Origin of the sequence: Salegentibacter salegens (assembly GCF_900142975.1) — a bacterium.
In the GTDB taxonomy this organism is placed as follows: domain Bacteria; phylum Bacteroidota; class Bacteroidia; order Flavobacteriales; family Flavobacteriaceae; genus Salegentibacter; species Salegentibacter salegens.
The window spans coordinates 1,399,506-1,424,260 of the sequence record NZ_LT670848.1; the positions used below are offsets into that span (position 1 = coordinate 1,399,506).

At 36.5% G+C, this 24,755-nt stretch carries 28 protein-coding genes; 11 read left to right on the forward strand and 17 right to left on the reverse strand.

All coding sequences use genetic code 11. The features are described 5' to 3' along the window. Positions 1–331: 331 nt before the first annotated feature. A complete protein-coding gene (locus tag B5488_RS06350; protein ID WP_079733433.1) occupies positions 332–1,570 on the reverse strand; it encodes an IS256 family transposase in 1,239 nt (412 codons plus the stop codon). 315 nt (positions 1,571–1,885) lie between these two features. On the opposite strand from B5488_RS06350, the gene B5488_RS06355 reads away from it, so the two are divergent. The 4 genes from B5488_RS06355 to B5488_RS06370 all read left to right on the forward strand — a co-directional run bounded on the left by B5488_RS06355 (position 1,886) and on the right by B5488_RS06370 (position 4,605). After that, positions 1,886–2,080, forward strand: a complete 195-nt coding sequence (locus tag B5488_RS06355; RefSeq protein WP_079734494.1) for a cold-shock protein — start codon at positions 1,886–1,888, stop codon at positions 2,078–2,080. 656 nt (positions 2,081–2,736) lie between these two features. After that, positions 2,737–3,261: a sigma-70 family RNA polymerase sigma factor gene (locus B5488_RS06360; protein WP_079719509.1), complete on the forward strand. Its 525-nt coding sequence runs from the start codon at positions 2,737–2,739 to the stop codon at positions 3,259–3,261. Between the two features lie 76 nt (positions 3,262–3,337). After that, the gene (locus tag B5488_RS06365; RefSeq protein WP_079734495.1) at positions 3,338–3,778 is read left to right on the forward strand and encodes a DUF6933 domain-containing protein; all 441 of its coding nucleotides are present in this window, start codon (positions 3,338–3,340) and stop codon (positions 3,776–3,778) included. A gap of 356 nt (positions 3,779–4,134) precedes the next feature. Next, on the forward strand, positions 4,135–4,605 hold the full coding sequence (locus tag B5488_RS06370) for a hypothetical protein (RefSeq protein WP_079734496.1): 471 nt from the start codon (positions 4,135–4,137) through the stop codon (positions 4,603–4,605). Positions 4,606–4,657: 52 nt separating this feature from the next. Here the strand turns inward: B5488_RS06370 and B5488_RS06375 are convergent, their stop codons facing one another. The 10 genes from B5488_RS06375 to B5488_RS06425 form a co-directional block, all read right to left on the reverse strand. Beyond that, positions 4,658–5,641, reverse strand: coding sequence for a type II toxin-antitoxin system HipA family toxin (locus B5488_RS06375; RefSeq protein ID WP_079734497.1), 984 nt, complete (start codon positions 5,639–5,641; stop codon positions 4,658–4,660). After that, on the reverse strand, positions 5,638–5,970 hold the full coding sequence (locus tag B5488_RS06380) for a HipA N-terminal domain-containing protein (protein WP_079734498.1): 333 nt from the start codon (positions 5,968–5,970) through the stop codon (positions 5,638–5,640). The genes B5488_RS06375 and B5488_RS06380 overlap by 4 nt, the downstream gene beginning before the upstream one ends. Positions 5,971–5,976: 6 nt before the next feature. Next, positions 5,977–6,186, reverse strand: coding sequence for a helix-turn-helix domain-containing protein (locus tag B5488_RS06385; RefSeq protein WP_079734499.1), 210 nt, complete (start codon positions 6,184–6,186; stop codon positions 5,977–5,979). 534 nt (positions 6,187–6,720) lie between these two features. Then, positions 6,721–7,887, reverse strand: coding sequence for a sensor histidine kinase (locus B5488_RS06395; protein WP_079734501.1), 1,167 nt, complete (start codon positions 7,885–7,887; stop codon positions 6,721–6,723). 568 nt (positions 7,888–8,455) lie between these two features. Continuing rightward, entirely contained in the window at positions 8,456–8,914 is a 459-nt protein-coding gene (locus B5488_RS06400; RefSeq protein WP_079734502.1) for a DUF6730 family protein, read from the reverse strand. 11 nt (positions 8,915–8,925) lie between these two features. Then, the gene (locus B5488_RS06405) at positions 8,926–9,798 is read right to left on the reverse strand and encodes a relaxase/mobilization nuclease domain-containing protein (protein ID WP_079734503.1); all 873 of its coding nucleotides are present in this window, start codon (positions 9,796–9,798) and stop codon (positions 8,926–8,928) included. Continuing rightward, positions 9,795–10,091 carry a mobilization protein MbpA gene (gene mbpA / locus B5488_RS06410; RefSeq protein WP_079734504.1) on the reverse strand — a complete coding sequence of 99 codons (297 nt, stop codon included), beginning with the start codon at positions 10,089–10,091 and terminating at the stop codon, positions 9,795–9,797. The genes B5488_RS06405 and mbpA overlap by 4 nt, the downstream gene beginning before the upstream one ends. A 206-nt stretch (positions 10,092–10,297) precedes the next feature. After that, positions 10,298–11,164 (reverse strand): toprim domain-containing protein, encoded by an 867-nt coding sequence (locus B5488_RS06415; RefSeq protein ID WP_079734505.1) that lies wholly within the window; start codon positions 11,162–11,164, stop codon positions 10,298–10,300. Positions 11,165–11,358: 194 nt separating this feature from the next. Beyond that, positions 11,359–12,540, reverse strand: coding sequence for a VapE domain-containing protein (locus B5488_RS06420; protein WP_079734506.1), 1,182 nt, complete (start codon positions 12,538–12,540; stop codon positions 11,359–11,361). Positions 12,541–12,551: 11 nt separating this feature from the next. Further along, complete coding sequence (locus B5488_RS06425) at positions 12,552–12,770, reverse strand: helix-turn-helix domain-containing protein (RefSeq protein WP_317041969.1); 219 nt, start codon at positions 12,768–12,770, stop codon at positions 12,552–12,554. Between the two features lie 341 nt (positions 12,771–13,111). Between B5488_RS06425 and B5488_RS06430 the strand changes: the two genes are divergently transcribed. From B5488_RS06430 to B5488_RS06445, 4 genes are all read left to right on the forward strand, one after another. Continuing rightward, positions 13,112–13,324, forward strand: a complete 213-nt coding sequence (locus B5488_RS06430) for a type II toxin-antitoxin system Y4mF family antitoxin (protein ID WP_079734507.1) — start codon at positions 13,112–13,114, stop codon at positions 13,322–13,324. Positions 13,325–13,327: 3 nt separating this feature from the next. Continuing rightward, positions 13,328–13,663, forward strand: a complete 336-nt coding sequence (locus tag B5488_RS06435) for a HipA N-terminal domain-containing protein (RefSeq protein WP_079734508.1) — start codon at positions 13,328–13,330, stop codon at positions 13,661–13,663. Continuing rightward, positions 13,653–14,597 (forward strand): HipA domain-containing protein, encoded by a 945-nt coding sequence (locus B5488_RS06440; protein WP_079734509.1) that lies wholly within the window; start codon positions 13,653–13,655, stop codon positions 14,595–14,597. The genes B5488_RS06435 and B5488_RS06440 overlap by 11 nt, the downstream gene beginning before the upstream one ends. A gap of 65 nt (positions 14,598–14,662) precedes the next feature. Beyond that, on the forward strand, positions 14,663–15,142 hold the full coding sequence (locus tag B5488_RS06445; protein ID WP_079734510.1) for an ASCH domain-containing protein: 480 nt from the start codon (positions 14,663–14,665) through the stop codon (positions 15,140–15,142). A 151-nt stretch (positions 15,143–15,293) separates the two neighbouring features. On the opposite strand, the gene mnmE is transcribed toward B5488_RS06445, so the two are convergent. Further along, a complete protein-coding gene (mnmE, locus tag B5488_RS06450) occupies positions 15,294–16,697 on the reverse strand; it encodes a tRNA uridine-5-carboxymethylaminomethyl(34) synthesis GTPase MnmE (RefSeq protein ID WP_079734511.1) in 1,404 nt (467 codons plus the stop codon). A gap of 201 nt (positions 16,698–16,898) precedes the next feature. Between mnmE and B5488_RS06455 the strand changes: the two genes are divergently transcribed. Beyond that, positions 16,899–17,237 carry a DUF4870 domain-containing protein gene (locus B5488_RS06455; RefSeq protein ID WP_079734512.1) on the forward strand — a complete coding sequence of 113 codons (339 nt, stop codon included), beginning with the start codon at positions 16,899–16,901 and terminating at the stop codon, positions 17,235–17,237. A 219-nt stretch (positions 17,238–17,456) separates the two neighbouring features. On the opposite strand, the gene dnaN is transcribed toward B5488_RS06455, so the two are convergent. The 5 genes from dnaN to B5488_RS06475 all read right to left on the reverse strand — a co-directional run bounded on the left by dnaN (position 17,457) and on the right by B5488_RS06475 (position 22,454). Further along, positions 17,457–18,575 (reverse strand): DNA polymerase III subunit beta, encoded by a 1,119-nt coding sequence (dnaN, locus tag B5488_RS06460; RefSeq protein ID WP_079734513.1) that lies wholly within the window; start codon positions 18,573–18,575, stop codon positions 17,457–17,459. Between the two features lie 199 nt (positions 18,576–18,774). Continuing rightward, complete coding sequence (gene gldG, locus B5488_RS06465; RefSeq protein WP_170065297.1) at positions 18,775–20,445, reverse strand: gliding motility-associated ABC transporter substrate-binding protein GldG; 1,671 nt, start codon at positions 20,443–20,445, stop codon at positions 18,775–18,777. A gap of 3 nt (positions 20,446–20,448) precedes the next feature. After that, positions 20,449–21,186: a gliding motility-associated ABC transporter permease subunit GldF gene (gldF, locus tag B5488_RS18150; RefSeq protein WP_170065296.1), complete on the reverse strand. Its 738-nt coding sequence runs from the start codon at positions 21,184–21,186 to the stop codon at positions 20,449–20,451. 135 nt (positions 21,187–21,321) lie between these two features. Next, the gene (locus tag B5488_RS06470) at positions 21,322–21,618 is read right to left on the reverse strand and encodes a putative quinol monooxygenase (RefSeq protein WP_079734514.1); all 297 of its coding nucleotides are present in this window, start codon (positions 21,616–21,618) and stop codon (positions 21,322–21,324) included. Next, entirely contained in the window at positions 21,615–22,454 is an 840-nt protein-coding gene (locus B5488_RS06475) for an SAM hydrolase/SAM-dependent halogenase family protein (RefSeq protein ID WP_079734515.1), read from the reverse strand. Before B5488_RS06475 ends, B5488_RS06470 begins: the two co-directional genes overlap by 4 nt. Positions 22,455–22,674: 220 nt before the next feature. Between B5488_RS06475 and B5488_RS06480 the strand changes: the two genes are divergently transcribed. Next, entirely contained in the window at positions 22,675–23,628 is a 954-nt protein-coding gene (locus B5488_RS06480; protein WP_079734516.1) for a PhoH family protein, read from the forward strand. Positions 23,629–23,775: 147 nt separating this feature from the next. Beyond that, positions 23,776–24,723: a phosphoribosylaminoimidazolesuccinocarboxamide synthase gene (locus B5488_RS06485; RefSeq protein WP_079734517.1), complete on the forward strand. Its 948-nt coding sequence runs from the start codon at positions 23,776–23,778 to the stop codon at positions 24,721–24,723. Positions 24,724–24,755 lie beyond the last annotated feature (32 nt).

Consider the following 24,755-nt stretch of genomic DNA (forward strand, 5'->3'; position numbering starts at 1 on the left):
CGAGCTGGAGGTTTCAGTTGGAACTAGGCCTAAACATTCTTTTTGCCCCGTTTAATTTATTCCAATTATCATATTAATCGGTAAATGGTCAGAACCTATATTTGGCCCCGTAGATCTATTAATAAAGTGTAATTGATCTGAAACTAAAAAATGATCTAGAGTTGTTTGCAAAATACTATAATTTACCGGCCAGGTAAAAGCTAAAAATGAATGTGATTACTCCAAAAGGATGGATGTAAAATATTTTTTTTCAAATTATTAGAGAGCAAGGGAGTGTTAGCTCAACTCTGTCTGCTTCTTCTCCCGGGGGTACCCCCGGGAGAAGAAAATTTTAGTTTTTCGTTTCATTGGTGGCTAAGTCCAACTCTAGCCGACCTTCAAATTTAATAGCTAATTGTTGAACTACCAAACCCCAGTTCTGCAGTGGGGCGTTCCATTTCTTTTCAATTCTTCTGGTAGCTAGGTAAACCAGCTTCAATAGTGCCATATCATTGGTAAAAGCGCCTTTGGTCTTGGTTACTTTTCTTACCTGCCGGTGAAAAGCCTCTACGGCATTTGTGGTGTATATGAGTTTTCTAATGGGTGCGGTATATTCAAAATAAGCACTCAATCGGTCCCAGTTATCATTCCAGGAACGGATCACTATGGGATATCTTTTGCCCCATTTTTCTTCCAGATCCAGTAAAGCCGATTCAGCCTGGTCTTTGGTGTCAGCCTTGTACACCAGTTTAAGGTCTTTCATAAAATCTTTTTGATCCTTACTGGCCACATACTTCATACTATTGCGGATCTGGTGGACAATACATAGCTGAATATCAGTCTTGGGATAAACAGAATGAATGGCTTCACTAAAGCCCGTAAGATTATCCGTACAGGCAATCAGAATATCTTTTAAGCCACGGTTGTTTAATTGGGTCAGCACCTGAAGCCAAAAATTGGCCCCTTCACTTTCCGAGATATACATACCCAGCACTTCCTTTCTTCCAGCTTTATTTATTCCTAAAATATTATACAAGGCCTTGTGCTTTACTTTGCCTTCTTCGCGTACCTTGAAGTGCATCGCGTCGAGCCATAGGATGCAATATACCGGCTCCAAGGGGCGATCCTGCCATTCCTTAACCTTGGGAATCACCCGGTCCGTAATATCACTTAGAACGTGTGTGGATATCTTGGAATCATACATTTCCTCTATATGAGCTGAGATATCCCGCAGGCTATTGCCCATCCCGTACATGCCTATAATCTGCTTTTCTAAATTATCGGCCAGGATACGCTGGCGTTTCGCTACGATCTCCGGCTCAAAGGTACTGTTACGATCCTGGGGCGTGTTAATGGTGACGTCCCCTTGGCTGCTCTTTAGGGTCTTTTTGCCTTTGCCATTACGCTTATTACCTGCTTTTGAGCCTTTTTCTTCATCGGAAAGGTGCGAAGACATTTCTGCTTCCAGGGCCTCTTCCATAAACTCCCTAAGCATTGGAGCAAAAGCGCCGTTTTTGCCGGTTAGGGATTCTCCTGATAAAAATTGTTTTAATGCTTTTTCCTTTAATTCCTTAATCTCTTCTTGTGTCATAATCTAGTCTAAAAATTTTAATTTAATTTTCAAAGTCTAGACAGACTTGAGATTACACCCTCGAGAGCAATGCATAAATATATTATATTTGCAACACAATAAAGATACCTATAGAGTTTTAATGTAGTAGATAGTACAATTAGTTTTTAAGAGTTTTCTCTTCTTTCCAATTTTATTTTCCAATTACTTTTTCAATAGTTTTTTAAGTTAATAAATTGTTTTTACAATTTAATTATAATAATTCTTTAGTATACTTTTCATAACTAGGATATTTTTATTGTGAAAAAATAATTAGTAACTTAAAATTAAGTAAAAATGCAAGAAGGCACAGTAAAATTTTTCAACAGTTCAAAAGGATTCGGATTTATTAAATCATCAGAAACAGGCGAAGACATTTTCGTACATAATTCTGGTTTAAAAGATGATATTAGAGAAGATGACAAGGTACAGTATAATACTGAACAAGGAAAAAAAGGATTAAATGCTATTGACGTAGAAGTTATAGACTAATTCTAAATTATATTTATCTTTTACAGATAAAAAAATTCTTAAAGAGGCTGTCTGAAAAGACGGTCTTTTTTTGTTGTCTAAATAATGCTAAATAGTATTATTTTCAAGTTGGCTACTGGTATCCGGCCCATCAACCGCATCTTCTAACTTAGTATAATTTTATTTATCAGTTACCTTCTGGTAAACTTAATTTAAACATCTTTTATTTTGTGAGTGTTTTCATATATGTCTTTTTTTTGGGTTAAAATCAAACCATAAAAAGGGATAAAAAAGACACTGGAGTCAAATATTGAACTCTAAAGATAAATGGATCTACTTCGTACAAGAAATTTTATAATATTAGCAAAAGCTTAGTCGTAGCTATTGATATCCCTTCACCTACTATAATTTGCAAATCAAAATCTGAGTTTTTTCAGTTTAGGAGTATCTTTTTAGACTTTTTCCAGTCTACTCTATAAACCATAAAATCTTTATATTATGAATAATTGTAAATGCACCAATTGTAGTTGTACTAAATGTAATTGTACCAATTGCCAGGAAAACAACTGTCCTTGTAGCACATGCGAATGTGATACCTGCAGCTGCTGTAACTAAATCTTAATAAGAGCTGCCTTTAAATAGGCGGCTTTTTTATTTATAATATCTTAAATTTGAATATGGATACCCAGGAAATATGGAGAGCACATAGTGAAGAAGTATACTTTTTTATTCTTAAACGGGTAAAGGATACCGAGGCAGCAAGTGACATCTTACAGAATACCTTTTATAATACCCATAAGAACCTGAATCAAATAGAAGACCTCATCAAAATAAGATCCTGGGTTTTTCAAATTGCCAGGAATGAAATAGCCGATTATTTTAAACGGGAAGCTAAATATTCGGTCAGGTTAAAAGGTGAAGAAGATAAAGGAGCTGAGAAATATCAAGATATATGCTGTTTCAACCGATTTATTGAAGAATTGCCCGAACATTATAAATCTGTAATAAAATTGGTCTATATTGATGGAAAGACCCAAATAGAAGCTGCTCAAGTTCTAAAAATAAGTCTGGCAAATGTAAAAGCAAGGATTAGGCGCGCTAAATCGCTCTTAAAACAAAGGTTCAATGAATGCTGTAAGTATGAAATTAATAAAAATGGACAGCTGACCGGGGAACCTGATTGTGCGGAATGTTTTGATTAACCCATCTTTTCTATCTCGTAAAAAGCGCCATTTAGACCATATTTCTAAAATTTTAAGACAGACAGAATTAAAATAAATGATCACGCCTCTTTATACATCCAAAAAACTAGAAAAACATATTAGCGGATTAATGACCGATGCTAGTATTGAAAAAATAGAAACCGGAAAATTAGGTGCCTGGAATGTAAACCTTTTCTATGTAGAGCGAAGAAAGTGTTGGCTTGCAACTAATGCTAAAACGAAGTATTCTGTAATTCTTACCGATATAAAAGCAAAAGATCTCATTGAGATTAATGAAATTTTTGAGTCTTCCTTACAAATCCAAATTCGTTTCTACGGTATAGCTATTACTTTAGAAAAAATACGTCACCTAATTGGGAAACTACAGTTTTATCCCACCAATAACGATAAAAAAACCATAGGTTTTCAGAATTCTCATTTTTACACCCTGGAGTATAGAAAAGCTGAAAACGGTAGCCTGAAAAATATGCCTGTAAATGCTATGTCCACCAGTTAAACACTCATCCATTTTATATTGGTAAAAGGGCCATCTCGAATCTCACAAACCCTATTGAACAGTTAAAACTCATAATTGAAAATTGCTAAAATCTCGATTTTTTAAAGCCACTTTTATTGACGATTTAATTTATGAAGGAATTCTGGGCATCAATTGGATTGGTGAAATAATCACTATTGATATTCCGAATAAGAAATTAATAATACAATGATAAAAAGCAGTAAACTAATGTTGCCATGTTGGTTTATAAGGGCGCGATTAAATAAACTCCTATTCACAAAAAAATAAATACCAAAACGTAACATTTTGCGATCATTGGCAACTAATTACTGATTTCTATTTAATTCCCCTCTACAATGAAAGCGCTTAGTCTATTACTTCTACTATTTTTAAGTATCACTTCATTATCTGCTCAGCAAATCGAATCTGAAAAGGTTTTTCTGGGCTATAAGTTTACCTTGAACAATCAAAGGCTTGACCTTAAAGCAATGAAAAAATTAATGATCGCGGACAAGGAAGCTACACGTTTGATAAAAAAAGCTAGAACTAATAATACCATCTCAACCATTTTAGGAAGTATCGGAGTTAGTTTTGTAGGTATTCCAATAGGAATCGCGGCTTCTAATCAAGATGCCCCTTGGGTACTAGCAGGCGTCGGCGCAGCTTTTATTGGGGTAGCCATACCTATTTCTATAAGGTCAAATAATCAGGCGCTTGAAGCAACAGAAAGAATCAACCGGGTTAATTCTTCACCGCCCAACCCCCTCCAGGTCACCTTTAATTTCATAGGGAACCATCAGGGGGTTGGCCTGGCTTTATCTTTTTAAATTTTATTGGTTTACTTTTGAATATTAATTAATCGAGCTTTAAGAATCCCAGTTACGAATTTATTTTCTGCAGTTGCTTCAACCGGTATTGATAGTCCTGGATATAGTTTCGCTGGGTAGCCTCCTTTAAAAAAGATGCATGGGTTAATTGGATAACTTCTTCCGAATGCTTCATCATATCTGCCATTATCTGATCAAATTGTTTTGGCTTTAGCTCTACCTGTTCAGCCAAAATTTTAAACTGCCCTGCAGTTATGGTTTGCCCCATACTTTTTGGCAACAAGCCTTCATCCAAAGCAAAATCGCTATCATCTACATGGATACGAGTATTCAGTAAATCATAAGCTGGGCTTAACCGGTGATCTCCAAAAGGGGTTTCCAAAATGGCGAAGTTTTTCAGGTGGGCATCACCGTTAGAGAACAAAAAATTGAATAGCAGTAGTTTAAATAATTTAGGGATTTCCACACGATAAGCCGGCAGGAATTTTTTCATCAACTGAAATAATTCGAGATAATTCCCTTCGTATTTATAATGTTCACCGTGTGTCTGGGGAGTTTTACCGGCAAGGGTGGCAAAATCTTCTTTTGCTTTCTTGGAACCGTCCGGGCTTACATCAAAACGTTTCGTTATATAGGCTGGAGCTCCATTTTCAAAAAAAATAAGCGCATTTTCGGCAGTTTCAATATTGTATACCTGGCGTGCGATCTGCATGGTTAAATGCTCATTGGCTGGCATTTCATAATTCTTCTTGCCGACTCTGGGAATCGGTTTTAGTATATGAGTGCCTTGCTCCTCTTCCTTGATGAGACGTAACTTATTTTTTTCCAGCAGGATCGAAAATTTTTCCTGTACCCCGGAAATAGAGATCCGTTTTTGATTGTCTTCAAAAAGTTTATCGGTTTTAAGATTAGCGTTTGGCGCCTCATATGGTAGCACGTGCAAGACTTTACGTCCATCGAAAACACGCTTTAAACATGTTCTGCTATAAGTGCTAAATTCTTCTGCTAAAGTTCCTGGGCAGTGATCTATTTTCATTTAACCTCTTTATTTTTTTTGACAGTAATTGCACCCACAGTATCATAACGAGCGGTAGTCATAAGAATTCCAAAGTAATCATCAGAATCCAATCGGTTAGCCTTACATACCGTTTGTCTATTTGTCCCTTCCGGAAGCATATTGTAGAAAAAAGGGAATAAGTATTCAGCGTGATATTCCGGTTGTGATCTTGGCAGGGTTAGACTAATAGATGGATTTTCCGAATCAGTCAACCAGGCTTCAAGATACCGGAAAGTAAAACTGCCGTCGTCATGCTGTTTCAAAATACCAGCTTCCTTTCCCTTATAGCATATAGTCGCTTGCCTCATTTATATCTATACTTTTTTGACCTGCAGTGTGATCTCCATTCCAAGGACATCTGTTATTCTTTGTAAAGATTCCAGGGTAGGATTAGCCTTGCCTGTCTCGATCTTATACAACGTATTGATCCCTATATCAGCCATCTCGGCTAATTGTTTCTGGGTAATCAGCATATTATCGCGGCGTTGCTGAATTAGCTGACCAATCTTTTGTATCGCTGCCATAGTTTCTTTTATTTTTCACCTCTAGACCCACATTATACTGTGGAATTCAATATCATAAATATAGTTGGAATCAAAATTACATTAAAATACACACTTTAATGTGAAAATCAAAGTAATTATATTATGCCCCCTAAAATATATTATAATCCACATTATAATGTGATTACGAATGCCGTTTTCCATTGAATACTTAGAGTATACTGTTTAGGTAATAACTCAATTCGCGAATTGAGTATCACAGGTCTGGGTATTTTTTATTTTCGAATAGGCTGATCCTTCCCTTAAAACTTTCAGGTATACAAAAGCTGAATTTCCTTTATTCAAAAAAAGTGATTTGAGGTCCAGCCATTTTGCTACAGTTTCTCTTTCTTTTCTATGATCAATTGCCTCTACCATATAGCGCGTCCTTTATCCCAAATTTAGTGACAAATGGAGTGATTTCCTGATTTAGAATTAAATTAAACTTTTGGAATATTTGTACATGAATTTTTTATACTCCTACTTTACGGAAACTTAAACGTCCAGTTCCTGATACTATATCTGAGGTTTAAGAAAAACCGAAAAAACAGAACCTTTTCCCACTTTACTTGTCACTTCTATTTTTCCCCCTCGGTTCTCAACCATCCGTTTAACTATAAATAGCCCTAATCCCGATCCTTCAACATCATGGTTTATTCTAAAGTATTTATCGAATAAATCCGGAAGATATTCTGCCGCTATTCCGCTACTATTATCTTCAACTTCGAGAATTATTTCTTTAGAACTTTCCTTTGTACGCACCGTTATAACAGGTGACCTATGGGGGTGCCCATATTTTATCCCATTAGAAATAAGGTTAAACAAAATACTCCTGATTTCCTTTCTAGGATACTGAAAATCTTTTACCTGTATTTCAGATCTTATAATGGTTCCTGTTGATTTTATTATGTGACTTAAGTCATTCTCAATTTCATCTAATAAAACAGGGAAATTTATATTATGCATTCCATTGTTTCCTTTAGCTGTTTGAGCAATTAAAGTCATATCGTTCACGACCTCCTTAAAACGCTTCACCGTTTTATCAATTAAGTTAAGTAACTCTCCCTGGTCTTCTTTACCATTTTCGGTAGGTTTTAAGAGGGCAATAAGACCTTCCAAATTATTTAATGGAGTTTTAAGGTCGTGAGATGCAGAATAAACAAAGTTATCCAGCTCAAGGTTAATGCGACTTAATTCTTCAAAAGATTTGTTTAACTCATTATTTGAGATTCTAAGTTCTTCTTTAGTTTTTTCTCGTTCTTCTAGAATTTCTTTCTGCTCCTGAATATCCGTACAGGTGCCAAACCATTTCAGAATTTTTCCATTTTCATCTTTAAGTGCTTCAGCTCGGGCTAGAAACCAACTGTAAGTCCCATCGAACTTTCTCATCCTATATTCGATTTCGTAAGGATTTCCCGTATCCAACGAATTTTGCCATATTTCCCAAGAACGTTTGTAATCATCTGGATGAAGCACAAGTGACCAACCTTTATCTTTAGTTTTTTCATAAGTTAGACCCGTAAAGTCATACCATCGTTGATTATAAAAGTCATGATAGCCATCAGGCCTGGTAGCCCAAACCATATGCGGCATTAGGTCTATTACAAATTTAAATTCTCTCGCAATTTGTTCAAGGGAAATTTTGGAGATACTACCCTCAGTATTCGTGTTATTATTAGGCATGGTATAGGCTAAGATTTGGGATAAATAAACAACCTGGGAATGTTACTGATAGATTAAAAATAGAAGTATATCTCAAGCAAAAATTTAAATATTTAAGTATGCAAATATAAATATTTAACACGTTTAAGACTTATGAATATCTTATAGATTATTAATTTTTAATGGTTTGGAAATAAATCCTTCTACGAAAAAATAAATATTAACCTTTCCCTTGAAATCTTCAATTAAGGATAATAGTATATAAATAGTGAATTGCTTTTTTACCCAAGCCCCCAAATCTACCATAACTTAACTGCGCTGGATCCTATGCTGTTTTTATAGTGTACGGGAAGTTAAGCGTAAAGTAAAAACAGCATAGGGCGCAACACTTATATTTATAAAACCAGTAAATTTCAACCTGTTATCAGGGCCTTTTAGCCCATTTACTGGAATATCCACCCATTATCCACTGATTTAAAAACTTGCTGAAATTTTTTACTAAATTTTTGACGCAAATTTCAACGATTTTACTGGGGGTTTCAGGGCATTTGACGCAATTTTACTAATTTTTGCACCAGCGCATTTGTCATTACAAACCCAAGTATCCATCCTCTAGCCACTCACAATAAGCCTCCTGGATTTCCGGATATGCTGCAAAATAATCTTCGTATGACTTATTTTGTGATTCCATAATCGTTCGGTAGACCTCAAAATTGTTTTCTACTTTTTCATTTGAGGTATATCCAAAATAACCCACTGAACCCAGGGCAATAATCCCTGAAATTCCAAAAAGGATCAGCAGGTAATTGGGTATAATCCTGGCACGTTTTAATTTTCGATCAATTTCCTTCAGAATTTCATCTGTTATTTCCTTTTCCGCTTCCTGCTTTTGCAGGAATCTGCTTAGGTTCTTCTCCAAAGCTTCAGTGCTAATGGGGATACTCATCTTAGCCAGTTGTCCCGAAAGCTTTTTAAGCTCCAGGACAGCAGCTTTAAAATCCTCCATTTCATCTGCCATCAGTTCCATAATTTCGTCTAGTTTTTTCATAACTCAAGTGTTTAATATCCATATCCTATACCAGTATCTCTTACTGTTTTTACTATTCCTTTTATCAGCTCTTTGGCTATCTTGGTTGACAGGTTACTGCTTAGCTGCACCGATTTATTTAAGACCATGATGTTTTTTGGCGCTTCCATTAGCCGTGTATAACTCCGGTTTTGGGATATCTGGGGAATTAACCTATTCCCGCTCATTGACCGGTCCACTTCACTGGCCTTTAGGCTTACCCCTTTATATGCTATACGGAAGCCTTGCAGCTGGTTGGCTTTATTGATCGTTGGGATCACATCTACTTTAAGAGCTTTCATTTTGCTGATATACTCATCAATCGATTTTGGTCTGGTTTGAAGTACCCGGTCATTTATATTTTTGATTCCCTGTCTTAAGCCTTTTAGTTCGTGAAGCTTTTCCTTTTGAACTTCCCGAACCCTGGTAAGCCCTAATTCCTTGGCCACATTATCGGCTGCTACCTGGCTTCGTTTTCCAATAAAGCTGTCATTGTATGCTTTGCCATCAAAGCCTATTCTATTGGTATAGACATGAACGTGAGTATGCGCCTTATCCCGGTGGACAAAAGCAATAGATTGATTGTTTTGCAGGTTCATTTCCTTTAAAAACCTTTTAGCGATTTCTTCCAGGTTTTTTTTGCTTAAGTCTTTTCCATCTTCAATCGTTGGGCTTAGGATAAAGCTCAAGGTATTTCTAATGCAGCGTTCATTTTGCGACTGGATGATCTTAAACTCCTCCGCTATTTCAGCGGGAGTATCGCCTGCCACATGTTCCTTCAATACAATTGCAGCCTCTTTCTCCTGGTTCCACCCATAGTCGATAGAAGCCCTGGTGCTAGCTATAGCGTGTCCTTTCCCTATCATTTTTTAAAGTTTTTTAAATGTGTCCTGATTTCCTTAGCCAGATCTTCTACATTCCTGGCCAGCTTTGGATCCCGCTTCTTAAACATATTCCCAATACGGGTGAAATTATTCTTGTATTGAATTAACATTTTATAAGCTTCCAGTTGTTCCGGGGTGATTCGTTCCACAATATTTCTTTGAAAGGCAGAAGCGCGGATATATTCTGAAAGGGAAATTCCTGCCCTGACCGCTCTTCTTTGGAGCAGCTTCTTCTCGTAGATCGAGCAACGGATCTGGATGTATTCCCTTTTCATTTTTTTCTTTTTAAAACCTTTGCAACCATCGGGCGCAAAGCAAGATTGTCATTACAATGACACATCTTGCTTCCCCTTTCAACTGAAATTCTCCGATAGGGGTTCCCTATTTACCAACTCCACTTTCCTGTCTTCCTTTCCTAAATATTGTGACTAAGATTGAGCAGTAAGCCTCTATTTATACAACTTAATTTTTATAGTAAAACTTATTTACCCGAGGATTTCCCGCTCGTCAATTTTTCATTTAGATCTTTATATCCATTATAGGAATTGCTCCAATCGGTGATATTATCAAAAAGCCTTAATAGTGAATCGGCTGCTTTTTTTCCTGCGAGGTCATTGTCTAAATAAAGTGAGACCTTATCATAGTTAGGGAGGAGCATTTTAATCCTGTTCAAAAAAGCCAGGGAATTTAAAATGAGACAATCTGAACGCTCCACCAGATCTTCATCAATAGTTGCCAGTGATAGAAAATCAAACATCCCTTCTGTAATCAACAGATGCTTAGATTCCCTTTCAATCAGAGAATAGGTTTTAGGGCTGCTGGAGGTCTTAAAGTATTTATTTCTCAGTTCCCAACCTCCTTTATGGTTTTCAAGTCCGATCGCAAAAAACCGTTTTCCTTTACAGCCATACCAAACCTGCCTGCAGTATTTTCTTCCGATCTCAAAAGGTATATTCCGGGATTTCAAATAATCAATTAATCCCTGCAGGTAAATAAATTCAACGTCCAGTATTCGAATTTCTGCTTGTTTTAAAAGATGTTCAGTTTTTGGCGGGCTAAAAGAAAAAGACTCCAAATCATTTTTTAAATATTCCAGGACCTCCCTTACTGACCAGGATTTCATAAGCATAATAAGATCTATGGTATTCCCTCCTCTTCCCAACCCAAAGTCAAACCATAAGTTTTTAATTAAAGAGACGCTAAAAGAGGCTTGCGTTTCTGACCGCAGGGGACTCAGAAACCAAGCTTCTTTTTCCGTTGTTCTGGTGGGAAAGTGCCCTAATTTTGCAAGCGTTTTTACGATGCAAATATTACGGGCACTTTTACACGATAAGTTATTTAAGTTCATTTCTTAATTTTTTAGTTACCTATTTACCCAGGCCAGTAAAACCAAGGCTTTTAATTCATTTTTTGCTGTTTTTTGTATCTACCTTAATTACCTGGGTAGATTGGGTAAATACTTTTAGATGGCTATTTACCTCTATTCGTTCCTCTGCCAATGGCTTCTTCCAGACTCAAGGGTAGTTAGGTAAATAGTTTTTATTAAATTTCTAAAGGAGAGGTCTTAAACCTGGGTTTGATCAGGTAGCCATATATCCCACCTTGACGTTGTTTTACCCTTTCATAGTTCAGAGCTTTTAGCGCTCTTCCCATATAATACATGTTCAATCGTGGATTGATACAATTGAGTTGTAGCACGATATCTGATGCCGTTTTAAAATCGGCAGGATCTGAACTTCTGAGATAATATTTAGCAAGCAATTCTTCCTCCATACTTGCTTCCCGATAGGTCTTGTTCCTTTCATCATTTGCAACAATATCCTCCAGGGTCAATTCCGGGCAGAATTGTTCATCTACATATGCCAGGTAATAAGCCTGAGCCCATACTTTATCGATATCTATTTCCCGGGAATAAGCGAAGTCAATTTTACCAATAAGCTCAAAGCATAACCAACGCACAGAACCGGTTTCATCATTTAGAAATGTTGCCCTGTTTGTAGAACCAATAAAACTGCAGGTCCTTCTCAGGATTGAGTTTTTACGATCATAAGGCAGTCTTTCATTGATCATTGTTTTAGAGAAATAAGCTTTAAGCGCATTTATTTCTCTTCTAGCCAGCACAGATAATTCGTCTAAATTAATGATGAAGTTTCTGGTAAGCTGACTCCTGGCATCTTTATCTGTGTTCATATCTTCAGCAAAATACCTGGATAGGGCAGGGGGGCATAGGAAACGGCACCAAGTAGATTTTCCTGAATTTTGTTCCGAATGCACCAGCACCAAACATTGCTTATTGAAATAATTTTTTTCCAGTGCACCCTTAACTGTTCTAACCAACCATTTCCTTAAATGATAAAGAAATTGCTCAGGCTCTTTGGTGGGAAGAAATGAAGCGAGATTCCTTATATGATCCCCACCTACCCACTTCGGAAGTTTTTCAAAGTATTCCGCAATCGGGTTAAATCTTGAAATCAGGTTAGATCGCAGATAAATATCCAACTTACCCGGATTGATCTCAATGTTTGATTTGGCTAATTCTATAAGCAGAGAATTCACTTCAAAATCTTCCCAGGTGTTTGACTCTTTAATGGAGATCTGAAATTCGTGGGATATTTCATTAAACCGGATATCATATTTCTCAGACACATACTCATCCACAAAGTCATAGATGGTTTTTTTCTTTTGTTCGGAAACATGATATAGTATGGATTCAACTTTCTTCATAGCTCCCAGCTTTAAAACCTTTTATTCCTAAAAGTATATTCTACTGCTCCCCGTTTAATTTCATCTTTAGAGGAATGACTATTATTCAATAACCAGTTATCCAGTTTCTCACGAGAGAAGAAGATCAATTTACCTCTGGGTTTAGAGAATGGAATTTCTCCCCTGGCGGTAAGTTTGTACATGTAACTTCTTGATATCCCTGTATAATCACAGGCCTGATCAAAGGTCAATACGGCTTTTTGAGCACGGACTAATTTTTCTATACGGTCCCAGTTGCTCTAAAATTTTTAGTTCGTTCATTTTGAAAAATTTTAAGTTAAAAAATGAACAAAAGCGCTTTTGTTATTCGAATTCTGAAGCTAAACTAAGATCAGAAATGATAAGAAAGTCATACTATTTATACCTTGTATGACTTCTTTTTTTAAGTATGAAAAATCAGTTTAATTGAATCTGATTAATTCCAATCAAATTTTTATATGCAAAAAAATATAAATTTATAATTACCTTCAAAAATATACGTTTAAACATATAATTAAAGTATATTTGTATTAATTATATTCAATTACATATAATGAATAATCTCTCAGAGTTTTTAAAACAAAAGCGAAAAGAAAACCAACTCACCCAGGAAGAATTTGCCGAAAGGGCTGGTGTGGCTTTAACCGTAGTAAGAAAAATAGAACAGGGAAAAGAAAATCTGAATATGGAAAAGGTAAATCAGGTGCTAAAGATGTTTGGACACGTGCTGGCTCCGGTAGACCAAAATGATATTTCTCAAACTTAATTTATGAGACAGGCAAAAATTAATTACCAGGAGGTGCTAGCAGGTATTTTAACCGAAACCGATGACGGGGAGTATCAATTTCAATATGAAATTGATTACGCTAATAAATATCCAGATCAATTTATCACGTTTACGATGCCGGTTAGAAAAGAAACCTATGTAGAAAAACGGCTTTTTCCTTTTTTTGAAGGCCTTATTCCGGAAGGATGGCTTCTTGATATAGCCTCAAAAAACTGGAAAATTAACCGTAATGACCGAATGGGACTACTTTTAGCTTGTTGCAAAAATTGTATAGGTGCGGTCAGTGTTCACCCAATAGTTACAGAAAATGCAGAATAGATGTTTATATTGTTATAGGGAACTGGCAGATACAGACCTGAAAGATTTTCACACAAATTGCAGTGTAAATTTTTTTGGTACTGAAATTCCGCCTCAGCTAGAATATTCCCTGGATCAAATGGTAGATCTGGCAAAAAATGTGGTGGAAAGAAGAATAGCAGTTCCTGGGGTACAACCTAAACTTTCCTTATCCTTCATCGATAACGCACTAGCATCGGAAAATAACAGGTTAACAGTGGTAGGAGCGCTCGGAGGTAATTATATTTTAAAACCACCCTCTGAGGCTTTTGCTGAAATGCCCCAAAACGAACATTTCACCATGCGAATGGCAGAAGGCTTTGGAATAAGAACGGTTCCTTCAAGTTTAATAAGATTAAAATCTGGAGAGTTAGCTTATATCACAAAGAGAATAGATCGAACACTTAGCAATGAAAAAATTCATATGCTCGATATGTTCCAGATCCTGGAGGCCTTTGACAAATACAAAGGCTCGATGGAGAAAGTAGGCAAGGCAATAGGGAATTATTCCTCCAACACCTTACTCGATAAACTTTATTTTTTTGAAATAGCTGTATTTAGTTTTCTCACGGGGAATAACGATATGCACCTGAAAAACTTTTCTTTAATAAAGCGAAGCAGAGAATGGGTCTTGTCCCCTGCCTATGATCTTTTAAATGTGGCTATAGTTAACCCAGAAGATGATGAAGAGCTGGCACTCACTCTTGAAGGAAAGCGGAAAAAGTTAGCAAAAGAACATTTTGTGAGTCTGGGAGAAAAACTGGAATTGAACAAAAAGCAAATTGATGGAGTATTTAAAAGATTCATTAATAATAAAAAGATGGCACTCTCACTTTTAGAAAGCTCCTTCTTATCAAATGAATACAAGCAAAAATACTCTGATCTATTAGAGCAGCGTTATTTAAAACTGGAATAACCACCAACGGAAGAAAAACTCAAGTCTTCCAGGAGCCACCAAAACTGCTGATAAAAACAAAAACTATGAATAGAGAAAGAGAAAAATTTAAATCTGTAGAAAATCTATGGAATGATTTTCTTATTCAAAAACCTCAGAATAAATTAAAAGAGATACCAATTTCTTTTTATTTCTGTGATAATCAAAAAGACGCGAACGAGTGTGCAGAATTGGTAGGCAGGGGTATAAAACAAGCTACTGCTACGTCTTTATGGTGGTTTAAGAAGAATAACGAATCTTTGCCCAAAATTGGAAATCAACAAATTGTCACAGATTGGAATGGAAACGCCAAAGCTATCGTCGAAACCATAAAGATAGAGCAGGTTCCTTTCAATAAAATTACTAAAGAATTTGCAGCAATTGAAGGAGAAGGCGATAAATCCCTGACGTATTGGAGAAGAGTTCACAAAGCATATTACAAAAGAGAGATGGCCTCATATCCTGAAGATTTCAATGAGGAAATGATAATAGTTTGCGAATATTTTAAAAATATTTATCCACTCTAAATCCTTTGGATGGTGCCTGGTCTAAAGTCAGCTCTTGAAAAATTTTACTCAAACTATCATTCTCCTTTGGGGAGACCGTTTTTAACGGGGCACTTTTAATGGTATTATACTTATAGCATTTTCCGTCCGCTCTTACAATAAGATTGCTTAATTATTTGCCGATGCAGAAGTTTGAAAAGATATTACCAAGTAGCTCATCATTAGTGACCTGCCCAGTGATTTCGCCAAAGTATTCCAAAGCTTCTCGTATATCTATAGCCAATAGATCTCCGGACAAATCGCTGTTCAAGCCTTCCTCTACTTTATTTATTTCTTCTAGTGCTTTTAAAAGTGCATTGTAGTGACGGCTGTTGGTTACTATCGTATTATTATTTCTAAGCGCACCGGTGTTTACAAATTCCAGTAATTTACTTTTTAATTCCTCTACACCTTCGCCTGTTTTGGCAGAAATTAACTGCAAACTTGCACCTTCCAGTTCGTTTAAATTTTCAAATAAATTCTCTTTCTCCTTTTCTGTAAGTTGATCTACTTTATTAGCGATAACTACAAGTGGTTTTTGAGGAAATTGATTGTGGATTTTTTTAATTTCAACCTTGAATTTTGAACTTTGGGCTTTAAACTTTTCTGCATTTAAAAGATAAACAACTACCTGCGCCTGACTAATCTTTTCAAAAGTTCGCTTTATTCCGATGCTTTCCACAACATCTTCGGTTTCCCTGATTCCAGCGGTATCAATAAATCTAAACCCAACTCCACCAATACTCATTTCGTCCTCAATAGAATCCCGGGTGGTACCGGCAACTTCAGAAACAATGGCACGTTCTTCATTTAAAAGGGAATTCAATAGAGTAGACTTCCCTACGTTTGGCTCACCTACAATCGCCACCGGAATTCCGTTTTTAAGCACATTTCCAGTTGCGAAAGAATCTATTAAACGTTTTAAAACCTGCTGAATCCTGGCTACAAGTTCTTTAAATTGACCGCGATTAGCGAACTCCACATCTTCTTCGGAAAAATCTAATTCTAATTCAATTAAAGAAGCAAAATCTAATAACTCCTGGCGTAACCGATGAATTTCATTAGAAAATCCGCCGCGCATTTGTTGCAGTGCCATTTGGTGAGAGGCCTGATTTTCAGAAGAAATTAGATCGGCTACGGCCTCTGCCTGACTAAGATCCATTTTTCCGTTAAGAAAAGCACGCATTGTAAATTCCCCGGCTTCAGCAGAGCGACAACCTTTTCTAATCATTAACTGAATAATCTCCTGCTGAATATATGGACTCCCGTGACAGGAAATTTCGATAGTTTCTTCCCCGGTATAGGATTTCGAACCTTTAAATACTGAAATTAAAACCTCATCTAAAGTACGATCACCATCCAATAAATTTCCCAAATGCAAGGTATGACTGGGCTGGTCTTCAAGTTTTTTCCTGCTTTTTGCTTTAAAAAGTGGCGAAACAATAGCAAGAGATTCGGGGCCGGAAACCCTAATAATGGCAATAGCACCCGCTCCAGAAGGCGTGGCAAGCGCTACAATAGTATCGTTTAATTTCATAGCGCAAAGATAAAAAATCAGTTTGCAGTTCGCAGTTTTTAGTTCGCAGTATTTCTTTAAAGAAATATTATCCCTTAAAATCTTTGTAAAGCCATAAAAACCGAAAAGCTAAAAAATGTAACATTTTTTAAAATTTATCGTCTTATTTATGGGAGTTCTAATCAGCTCAATACTTAATACTAATTACTCGATACCAAATAAATGAGAGAAGACAACCAAATGCTCGTCATCACCCACTTAAGTCAGTTGCTGGATTTAGTTACAGGAATTGGCGGCTTTATAGTTCCACTTATCCTATGGCTTACCCAAAAAGATAAAGTTGCAGGGATGGATTTTCACGGAAAAATGATCATCAATTTCCAAATAAGTATGTTTATATACAGCTTATTATGTATTCCACTTATCTTTTTATTCGGACTTGGAATTATCGCTCTTATAGGTATTGCCATCATTATGATTATTCTACCGATAATAAATGCCATTAAAGTAAGCAACGGGGAAATCCCGCATTATCCCTTATCTATTGAGATTATAAAATAAATCTATAACATCAAAAACCTCACAGATTTTGAAACCTGTGAGGTTTTTTTTAGTCTGAAAAGTATGATTTCGTCAAGCTGAACTTGTTTCAGCTTCTAATATGTTTTGATTATCCACATCTTAGATTCTGAAATGAATTCAGAATGACGAGTTAAAAAACTTTTCAGACAATCTCTACTATCTACTCAATTCTCTCTACTCAGTACTCAGCACTCAATACTAATTATTAAGCATCACCGGCATAACCAGCATCGTGATTTTTTCTCCCGGGTCTAAACCATCTACAGGTGTTAAAATTCCTGCGCGGTTTGGTAAACTCATTTCCAATTGAACATCATCTGAAGTTAAATTATTCAACATTTCAGTCAGAAAACGGGAGTTGAAACCAATTTGCATATCGTCGCCCTGGTAAGAACAAGTTAAACGCTCTTCTGCCTTATTGCTGTAATCTACGTCTTCTGCAGAAATATTTAATTCGGCACCTGCAATTTTTAATCTCACCTGGTGCGTCGTTTTATTAGAGAAAATAGAAACCCTACGCACAGAACTCAAAAACTGGTTGCGCTCTATGGTTAATTTATTCGGATTTTCCTTTGGAATTACCGCTTCGTAATTTGGATACTTTCCATCAATTAAACGGCAAACTAATTGCGTATCATCAAAAGTGAATTTCGCGTTAGAATCGTTGTATTCTATAAGTACTTCACTTTCGCTACCCGCCAAAATTCCTTTTAAAAGATTTAATGGCTTTTTAGGCATAATAAAATCTGAAGCCTGGGAAGCAGAAACATCTTCACGTTGGTATTTCACCAATTTATGTGCATCAGTCGCAACAAAAGTCAGCCCTTCGGTAGTAAACTGAAAGAAAACCCCGCTCATCACAGGACGAAGATCGTCGTTTCCTGAAGCGAAAATAGTTTTGCTAATTGCAGTTGCCAGAATATCTCCTTCTATAACAGTGCTACTTGGCTCTTCCAATTCCACCGGATTCGGAAATTCCTCTCCATCGGCATACGCAAGGGCGTATTTACCGTGGTTAGAGCTTAATTCTATCGTGTTATTATCTTCAGCAACAAAAGTTAAGGGCTGCTCGGGAAAAGTCTTAAGCGTATCTAAAAGTAACTTGGCAGGCACTGCTATTTTTCCTTCGGAATCTGATTCTACCTTAAGTTTTGCAGACATTGTAGTTTCAAGGTCTGAGGCAGAAACCGTAAGCTCGTCCTGCTTAAGATCGAATAAAAAGTTGTCTAAAATTGGAAGGGTGTTGGTGTTGTTAATAACCCCACCCAATATCTGAAGCTGTTTCAGCAAGTAACTGCTGGATACAATAAATTTCATCGGCTTTGTGATTAATTAGAAATCAGTACAAATATATTTTAATCTATTAAAAATTGAGCTTGTACCGGCGAGTTTTTATTAACATCAAAAACATTATAATATGAAGTAATAATCTGAATAACAAATATTTAAAGCATATAATAAATTTATAATTGTTAATATGTTGATTTTAATTTAAGAAAAGTAAACATTGAAAAAGCTATTTTAGGTATTTCCTTTTTCTAAAATAATTAAATCCGAAAGCGAAAAGTCCCAGGATAATCAACGGAACCAGAATATTAATTACCTGCCATTTTTCCCGCTCTTCAGCAGCTTTTTGATCGTCCAGAAATGCGATATTTATTTCCTTGCTACGAATATCTATAAGTCCGCTATCGTCCAGCATATAATTTACAGCATTCAAAAGAAATTCTTTATTTCCGTAAGTATTCCCGGTATAGCGTTCAAAACCAAGTTCCAGCGGTTCACCTCGTTGAACATCGTTTTTAATCACATCTCCATCGGCAATTACCAGCATTTTAGTTTCCGGACTTTCATCTCGAGGATTTTGAATTTCGAATGGTTTAATCCGGTTTTTATAAACCGAAGTAAAATTACCTTCAAGCAAAACAGCCAGCGGTTGCTCACCATCTGCATAGGAAGCCAAATCTGGCTCCCTACTTACCATATCAAGGCTAATTTCACGAGGCGTACCTTCCAGCCTGGTTTGAGGCGAACTGCTTAATAAAATTGTTTTATCAAGCTTATTCTGAAGCGTATCAATTTGATTGGCATATTCAAATTTCACCGCTTCAATATTATTGATTATCGGGTGGCCGTTGGGCGAAGTGGTTAACGGACTGTAAAACCAGGGATACGGATTAAACCGCGTATTATTTCCCTGCCCTGAAGCCAGAATAATAGGCGCTGAATAGATATCGTTGATTAAAACCGGGTTAATTCTAATTCCGTAGGAAAAGAAGAAATCGCCCAAGTTTAGATCGCGTGGCAAAGCAAAAGCTCTACCTGAAGGATTCAGCAAACTATCGGTTTCCATCGCTACAGCTTCAGTGAGCCAAAGCGATTTTCCACCACTCATCGTGTATTGATCTAAAACAAATTTTTCGTTTTCGCTAAAAGCCTGGGTAGGTTTTGCCTCAAGAATCAAATCGTATTCTTTTAATTGTTGAAGCGTTTTTTGAGGATTTACAGCAGCCGAATCTAAAGTAAACGGTGCCATAAAATAATATTCCTGCAGGGTTTTTATAAAACTAGCTATGCGCGCATCGGGCAATTCCCCGTTACCACGCATCACTGCAATTTTCTTTTTGCGTGGGTAAATCAGTTTGTTTAAGGCATTAGCAATAGCATATTCCAGTTGCTGTACCGAGCTGGAAACCCGCTCTTCATCGGTAGCGCCAAGTTTATTTTTTAATAGAGGAATTTGCACTTCTTTTTCACCAAGCCTGGCCACGGCCCAGGGAAAAACCAAAGCTTCAGAACTTTTACCGTTTTCCTGAACACTTACTCTTGCAGGCGGCATCCCTCTCTGGTAAAAATCCTGTGCAGTAGCTTCAGCATCATTACTTTCTTCTAACGGATTGGTAAAAGTGAATTTTATATTACTGTTATAAGCTGAAAACTCTTCCAGCATTTGCCTGGTTTCATTCCGAAGTCGTCTAAATTCCGCAGGAAAATTTCCTTCTAAAAAAACTTCAATAATGATTGGAGAATCAGCATCTGAAACAATTTCCCGTGCAGCGGGAGAAAGGGTATAACGTTGATCTCGGGTGAGATCTATGCGCTCAAAAAAGTTGGCAGCTAATAAATTTATAGCAACCAGCGCAATGATTAACCAAAAAACAGCTTTATATGTGTTTTGATGTTTCACAGCCTAAGAATTTTTCTGAATTGATATTAACCTTAACTGTGTAAGTTTTAGAAAGAAAATTATAAAACTTAAAAAATAAATAATATCCCGGGTGTCTATCACACCTCTGCTTATACTTTGGTAATGAAAACTTATTCCCAGGTATTCTGCACCATAATTTGTGCTTCCAAAAAGGTTTAGATTTCCCAGTCCTTCAAAAGCAAAAAAGCTTAGAAAACATAAAAAAACTGCGATAATAAATGCGATGATCTGGTTTTGAGAAAGCGAAGAAGCAAAAATACCAATAGCAGTATAACAGCCTCCAAGAAAAATTAAGCCGAGGTAAGAACCAAGGCTTGCTCCAAAATCAAAATTCCCAACCGGATTTCCCAGTTGATGAATGGTAATTACGTATAAAATACTGGGTAAAATCGCCAAAAGCACAAGGATTAAAGCACCAAAATATTTTCCAAGAATAAGTTGTGTAAAACCAATAGGGCGGGTAAGCAAAAGCTCCATTGTTCCCTGTTTTTTTTCTTCAGAAAAACTCTTCATGGTAATTGCAGGAATAAGAAAAATAAAAATCCAGGGCGCCAGGTTGAAGAAAGGTTTTACATCGGAAAAACCATTATCCAGGATATTGTAATCCCCGGTAAACACAAATAAAAACAAGCCACAAACCACCAAAAAGATCCCAATGACAAGGTAACCGATCGGTGATGAAAAAAATGAGTTTATTTCTTTGTTTAAAATGGCCAGCATTAATTTCGGTTATCAGTTATCAGTTGTGAGTTGTCGGTTGTGAGTTATCGGTATTTGGTTTGGTGTGTTTTCTGCTGAAACTTTTTTTTAATCGAAATTCTAATGACATTTCCTTCCCACTTCACTCCTCACTTTTCACCCTTCACTACTCACTACTGTAGTACTCCAGGCTACCGGTTTTGCGTTAAAAAGCACTTTGGTTTTTTCCCATACTCCTTTAAATAATTCTGAATTGCGGTAACGTTCTAAAGAGGGCTCATCTACCCAGTAACTATACGTAAAAAAAATATTTGTATTGTGCTGGTCCTGTAATAACTGTAGCTTATAACAACCACCAAACGCCCTAATTTTCTTTTTATTTTCTTCAAAATTAGAAAGGAATTTTTCAACTTTTTCAGGGTCAAATTCCATTTTTACAATTCTGTTTATCATTTTTCTTCAAATTTAATAGTTACAGTATCCCTGTTCTCCAGTCCAAAAAGTGTAGATGCACTTCCAACGGTAGAAGGATTACTCTTATAAATTGCCAGTTCTATATATCCTGCAGAATTAAATAAGGCGAGTTTTTTACCATCTTCCTCTCCCCTGTTTTCTTTTTCAACTTCAAAATTAATCCAGTCGGAATAAGCTTCATAAATCTTCGGAAAAGTAACCATTCTTGCACTAATTAAATAATTTCTTCCTTTCCCTACATTATCAAAAAGCTTCCGACTAATATTGGTCACCACATTTCCGTAGTTATCAATATAAAGCACGTGCCCAACGATCTGGTTTTTTTCCGAATTAATAGTGGGTTCAAACTGTTTCAGGTACTTTATTTCATTAATATTTTTCCCAATAACTTCAAGGGTGCCGCCCCGGGCTAAATGGCAGGCTACTTTTACAAAAACATCTAAAACAGGAAAATTGGTTTCAATAGCATCGTGAATATTGATTTCCACAATTTTTTCAGGCTTTATTTCTGAAGCAAGCAAAGATAAAATCCCGTTGTTGGCACAAATAAAATAATGATCGTCCAGTAAAACAGCCAAATGTTTATTCTCTGGAGTAAACTCTGAATCGATCCCAATGATATGAATACTGCCTTTGGGAAAACTATTGTACGCGTTTTTTATAATGTAAGCGGCTTCACTAATATGAAATGGGGAAACCGAATGTGAAATATCAACAATTCTAACATCTTTTAATTCGCTGTAAATAGCTCCCTTAACCGCTCCCACAAAGTAATCTTTCTCGCCAAAATCGGTGGTTAAAGTAATGATAGCCATAGGTGATTGTTAATATTTTTTTAACTTGTAAGCGCTTATTTTATGTAAGTTTGTATAGTACGCGAAGTTAAGTTTTATTGGTTTTTCGAAAAAGAAAGTCAAGCACATGAACTTATCTTTTGGACTGCCAAAATTAGCATTAAAACTTAGTAGCAACAAATAAAGAATAACTATAAATAAAAATATTTTGACATTGTTTTTCAACTAAAACCATAAGCCTTTGAACGAAATTGTAATTGAACTTTCAGAAATTAATCCCCGCGAATTTTTTGGGCAACAAAACGAGAATATTGAACTTCTTAAAAAATACTTTCCTAAGCTGAAAATTGTAGCCCGCGGAAACAAAATTAAGGTTTTTGGTGACGAGGAAATGCTGGAAGAATTTGATGTACGCATCACGATGCTTATGGAGCACTTCGGAAAGTATAATAAACTGGACGAAAATGTGATTGAAAGAGTGCTTACCAGCGAGAAAAGTTCAGATTATCAAACCTCAGATGAGAGCGGCGAAGTTTTGGTTCACGGGGTTGGCGGTCGTTTGGTAAAACCCCAAACCGCAAACCAAAGAAAGCTGGTGGAACTGATGCGTAAAAACGATATGGTTTTTGCCATTGGCCCAGCCGGAACCGGGAAAACCTATACCGGTGTTGCACTTGCCGTTAAAGCTTTAAAAGAAAAACAGGTTCGCAGAATTATCCTTACCCGTCCCGCAGTTGAGGCTGGTGAAAACCTGGGTTTTCTTCCCGGCGATCTTAAGGAAAAACTAGACCCTTATATGCAGCCGCTTTACGATGCACTTCGGGATATGATTCCCCAGGAAAGATTGGATTCATTTATAGAAAAAGGAGTAATACAAATTGCACCACTTGCTTTTATGCGTGGCCGAACCTTAGATAATGCCTTCGTGATTTTGGATGAAGCCCAAAATACCACGCACGCACAAATGAAGATGTTTCTTACCAGAATGGGGAAAAGCGCCAAGTTTATGATCACCGGAGATCCCGGGCAAATAGATTTGCCGCGCAGGGTAATTTCAGGTCTAAAAGAAGCTTTACTCGTGCTTAAAGAAGTAAAAGGCGTAGGAATAATTTACCTTGACGATAAAGATGTGATTCGCCATAGATTGGTGAAAAAGATTATTTCAGCCTATAAAGAAATTGAACATACAGAATAAGTTACTTCCGGATAAATCCGGGAAGCATTAAGAATAAATAATTTACATCTCGGGAAAAGTCCCGGAACATTTAAATCTCGATTATCGAGTAAAATCCTATTTCAATTTTTTATAAAATTCAGTTTCCAAAATTCAGAATAGATTCTAATGAACAATACCATTATAAAAACCGATTTCAATTTTCCAGGCCAAACCGATATTTACAAAGGTAAAGTGCGGGATGTTTATACTTTAAAAAATAATAAACTCGTAATTGTAGCAACTGATAGGCTTTCGGCTTTTGATGTGGTAATGCCAAAGGGTATACCTTACAAAGGCCAGATCCTTAATCAAATTGCCACAAAAATGATGGAAGCCACACGCGACCTTGTACCCAACTGGCTGGAAGCCACTCCAGATCCTAATGTTGCGGTTGGCCAGGCTTGCGAGCCTTTTAAAATTGAAATGGTAATTCGCGGTTATCTTGCCGGCCACGCTGCCCGGGAATACAAAGCCGGGAAACGTATGCTGTGTGGGGTAGAAATGCCTAACGGAATGAAGGAGAATGATAAATTCCCGGAGCCAATTATTACTCCTGCAACCAAAGCTGAACAGGGCGATCACGATGAAGATATTGCTAAAGAGGAAATTCTAAAACGTGCTATTGTTTCTAAAGAAGATTACGAAATTCTTGAAAAATACACCCGAAATCTTTTTAAACGCGGAACCGAAATTGCCGCAAAGAGAGGATTAATTTTAGTTGATACCAAATATGAATTTGGTAAAAATGCTGATGGGGAAATTGTTTTAATAGATGAAATTCATACTCCCGATTCTTCTCGATATTTTTATGCCGATGGTTACCGGGAAAGACAGGACAACGATGAGCCACAAAAACAACTATCTAAAGAGTTTGTGAGACAATGGCTTATTGAAAATAACTTCCAGGGAAAAGACGGTCAAATTCTACCAGAAATGAGCGATGAATATATCGAATCGGTTTCTGAGCGTTATATTGAATTATACGAGAAAATTACCGGAGAAGCTTTTGTGAAAAGTGATATCAGTAATATTGAAACGCGTATTGAAAAGAATGTACTGGAGTATTTGAAATAAGAGTTTTAAAGCTCATAATTACGTCAATCTGA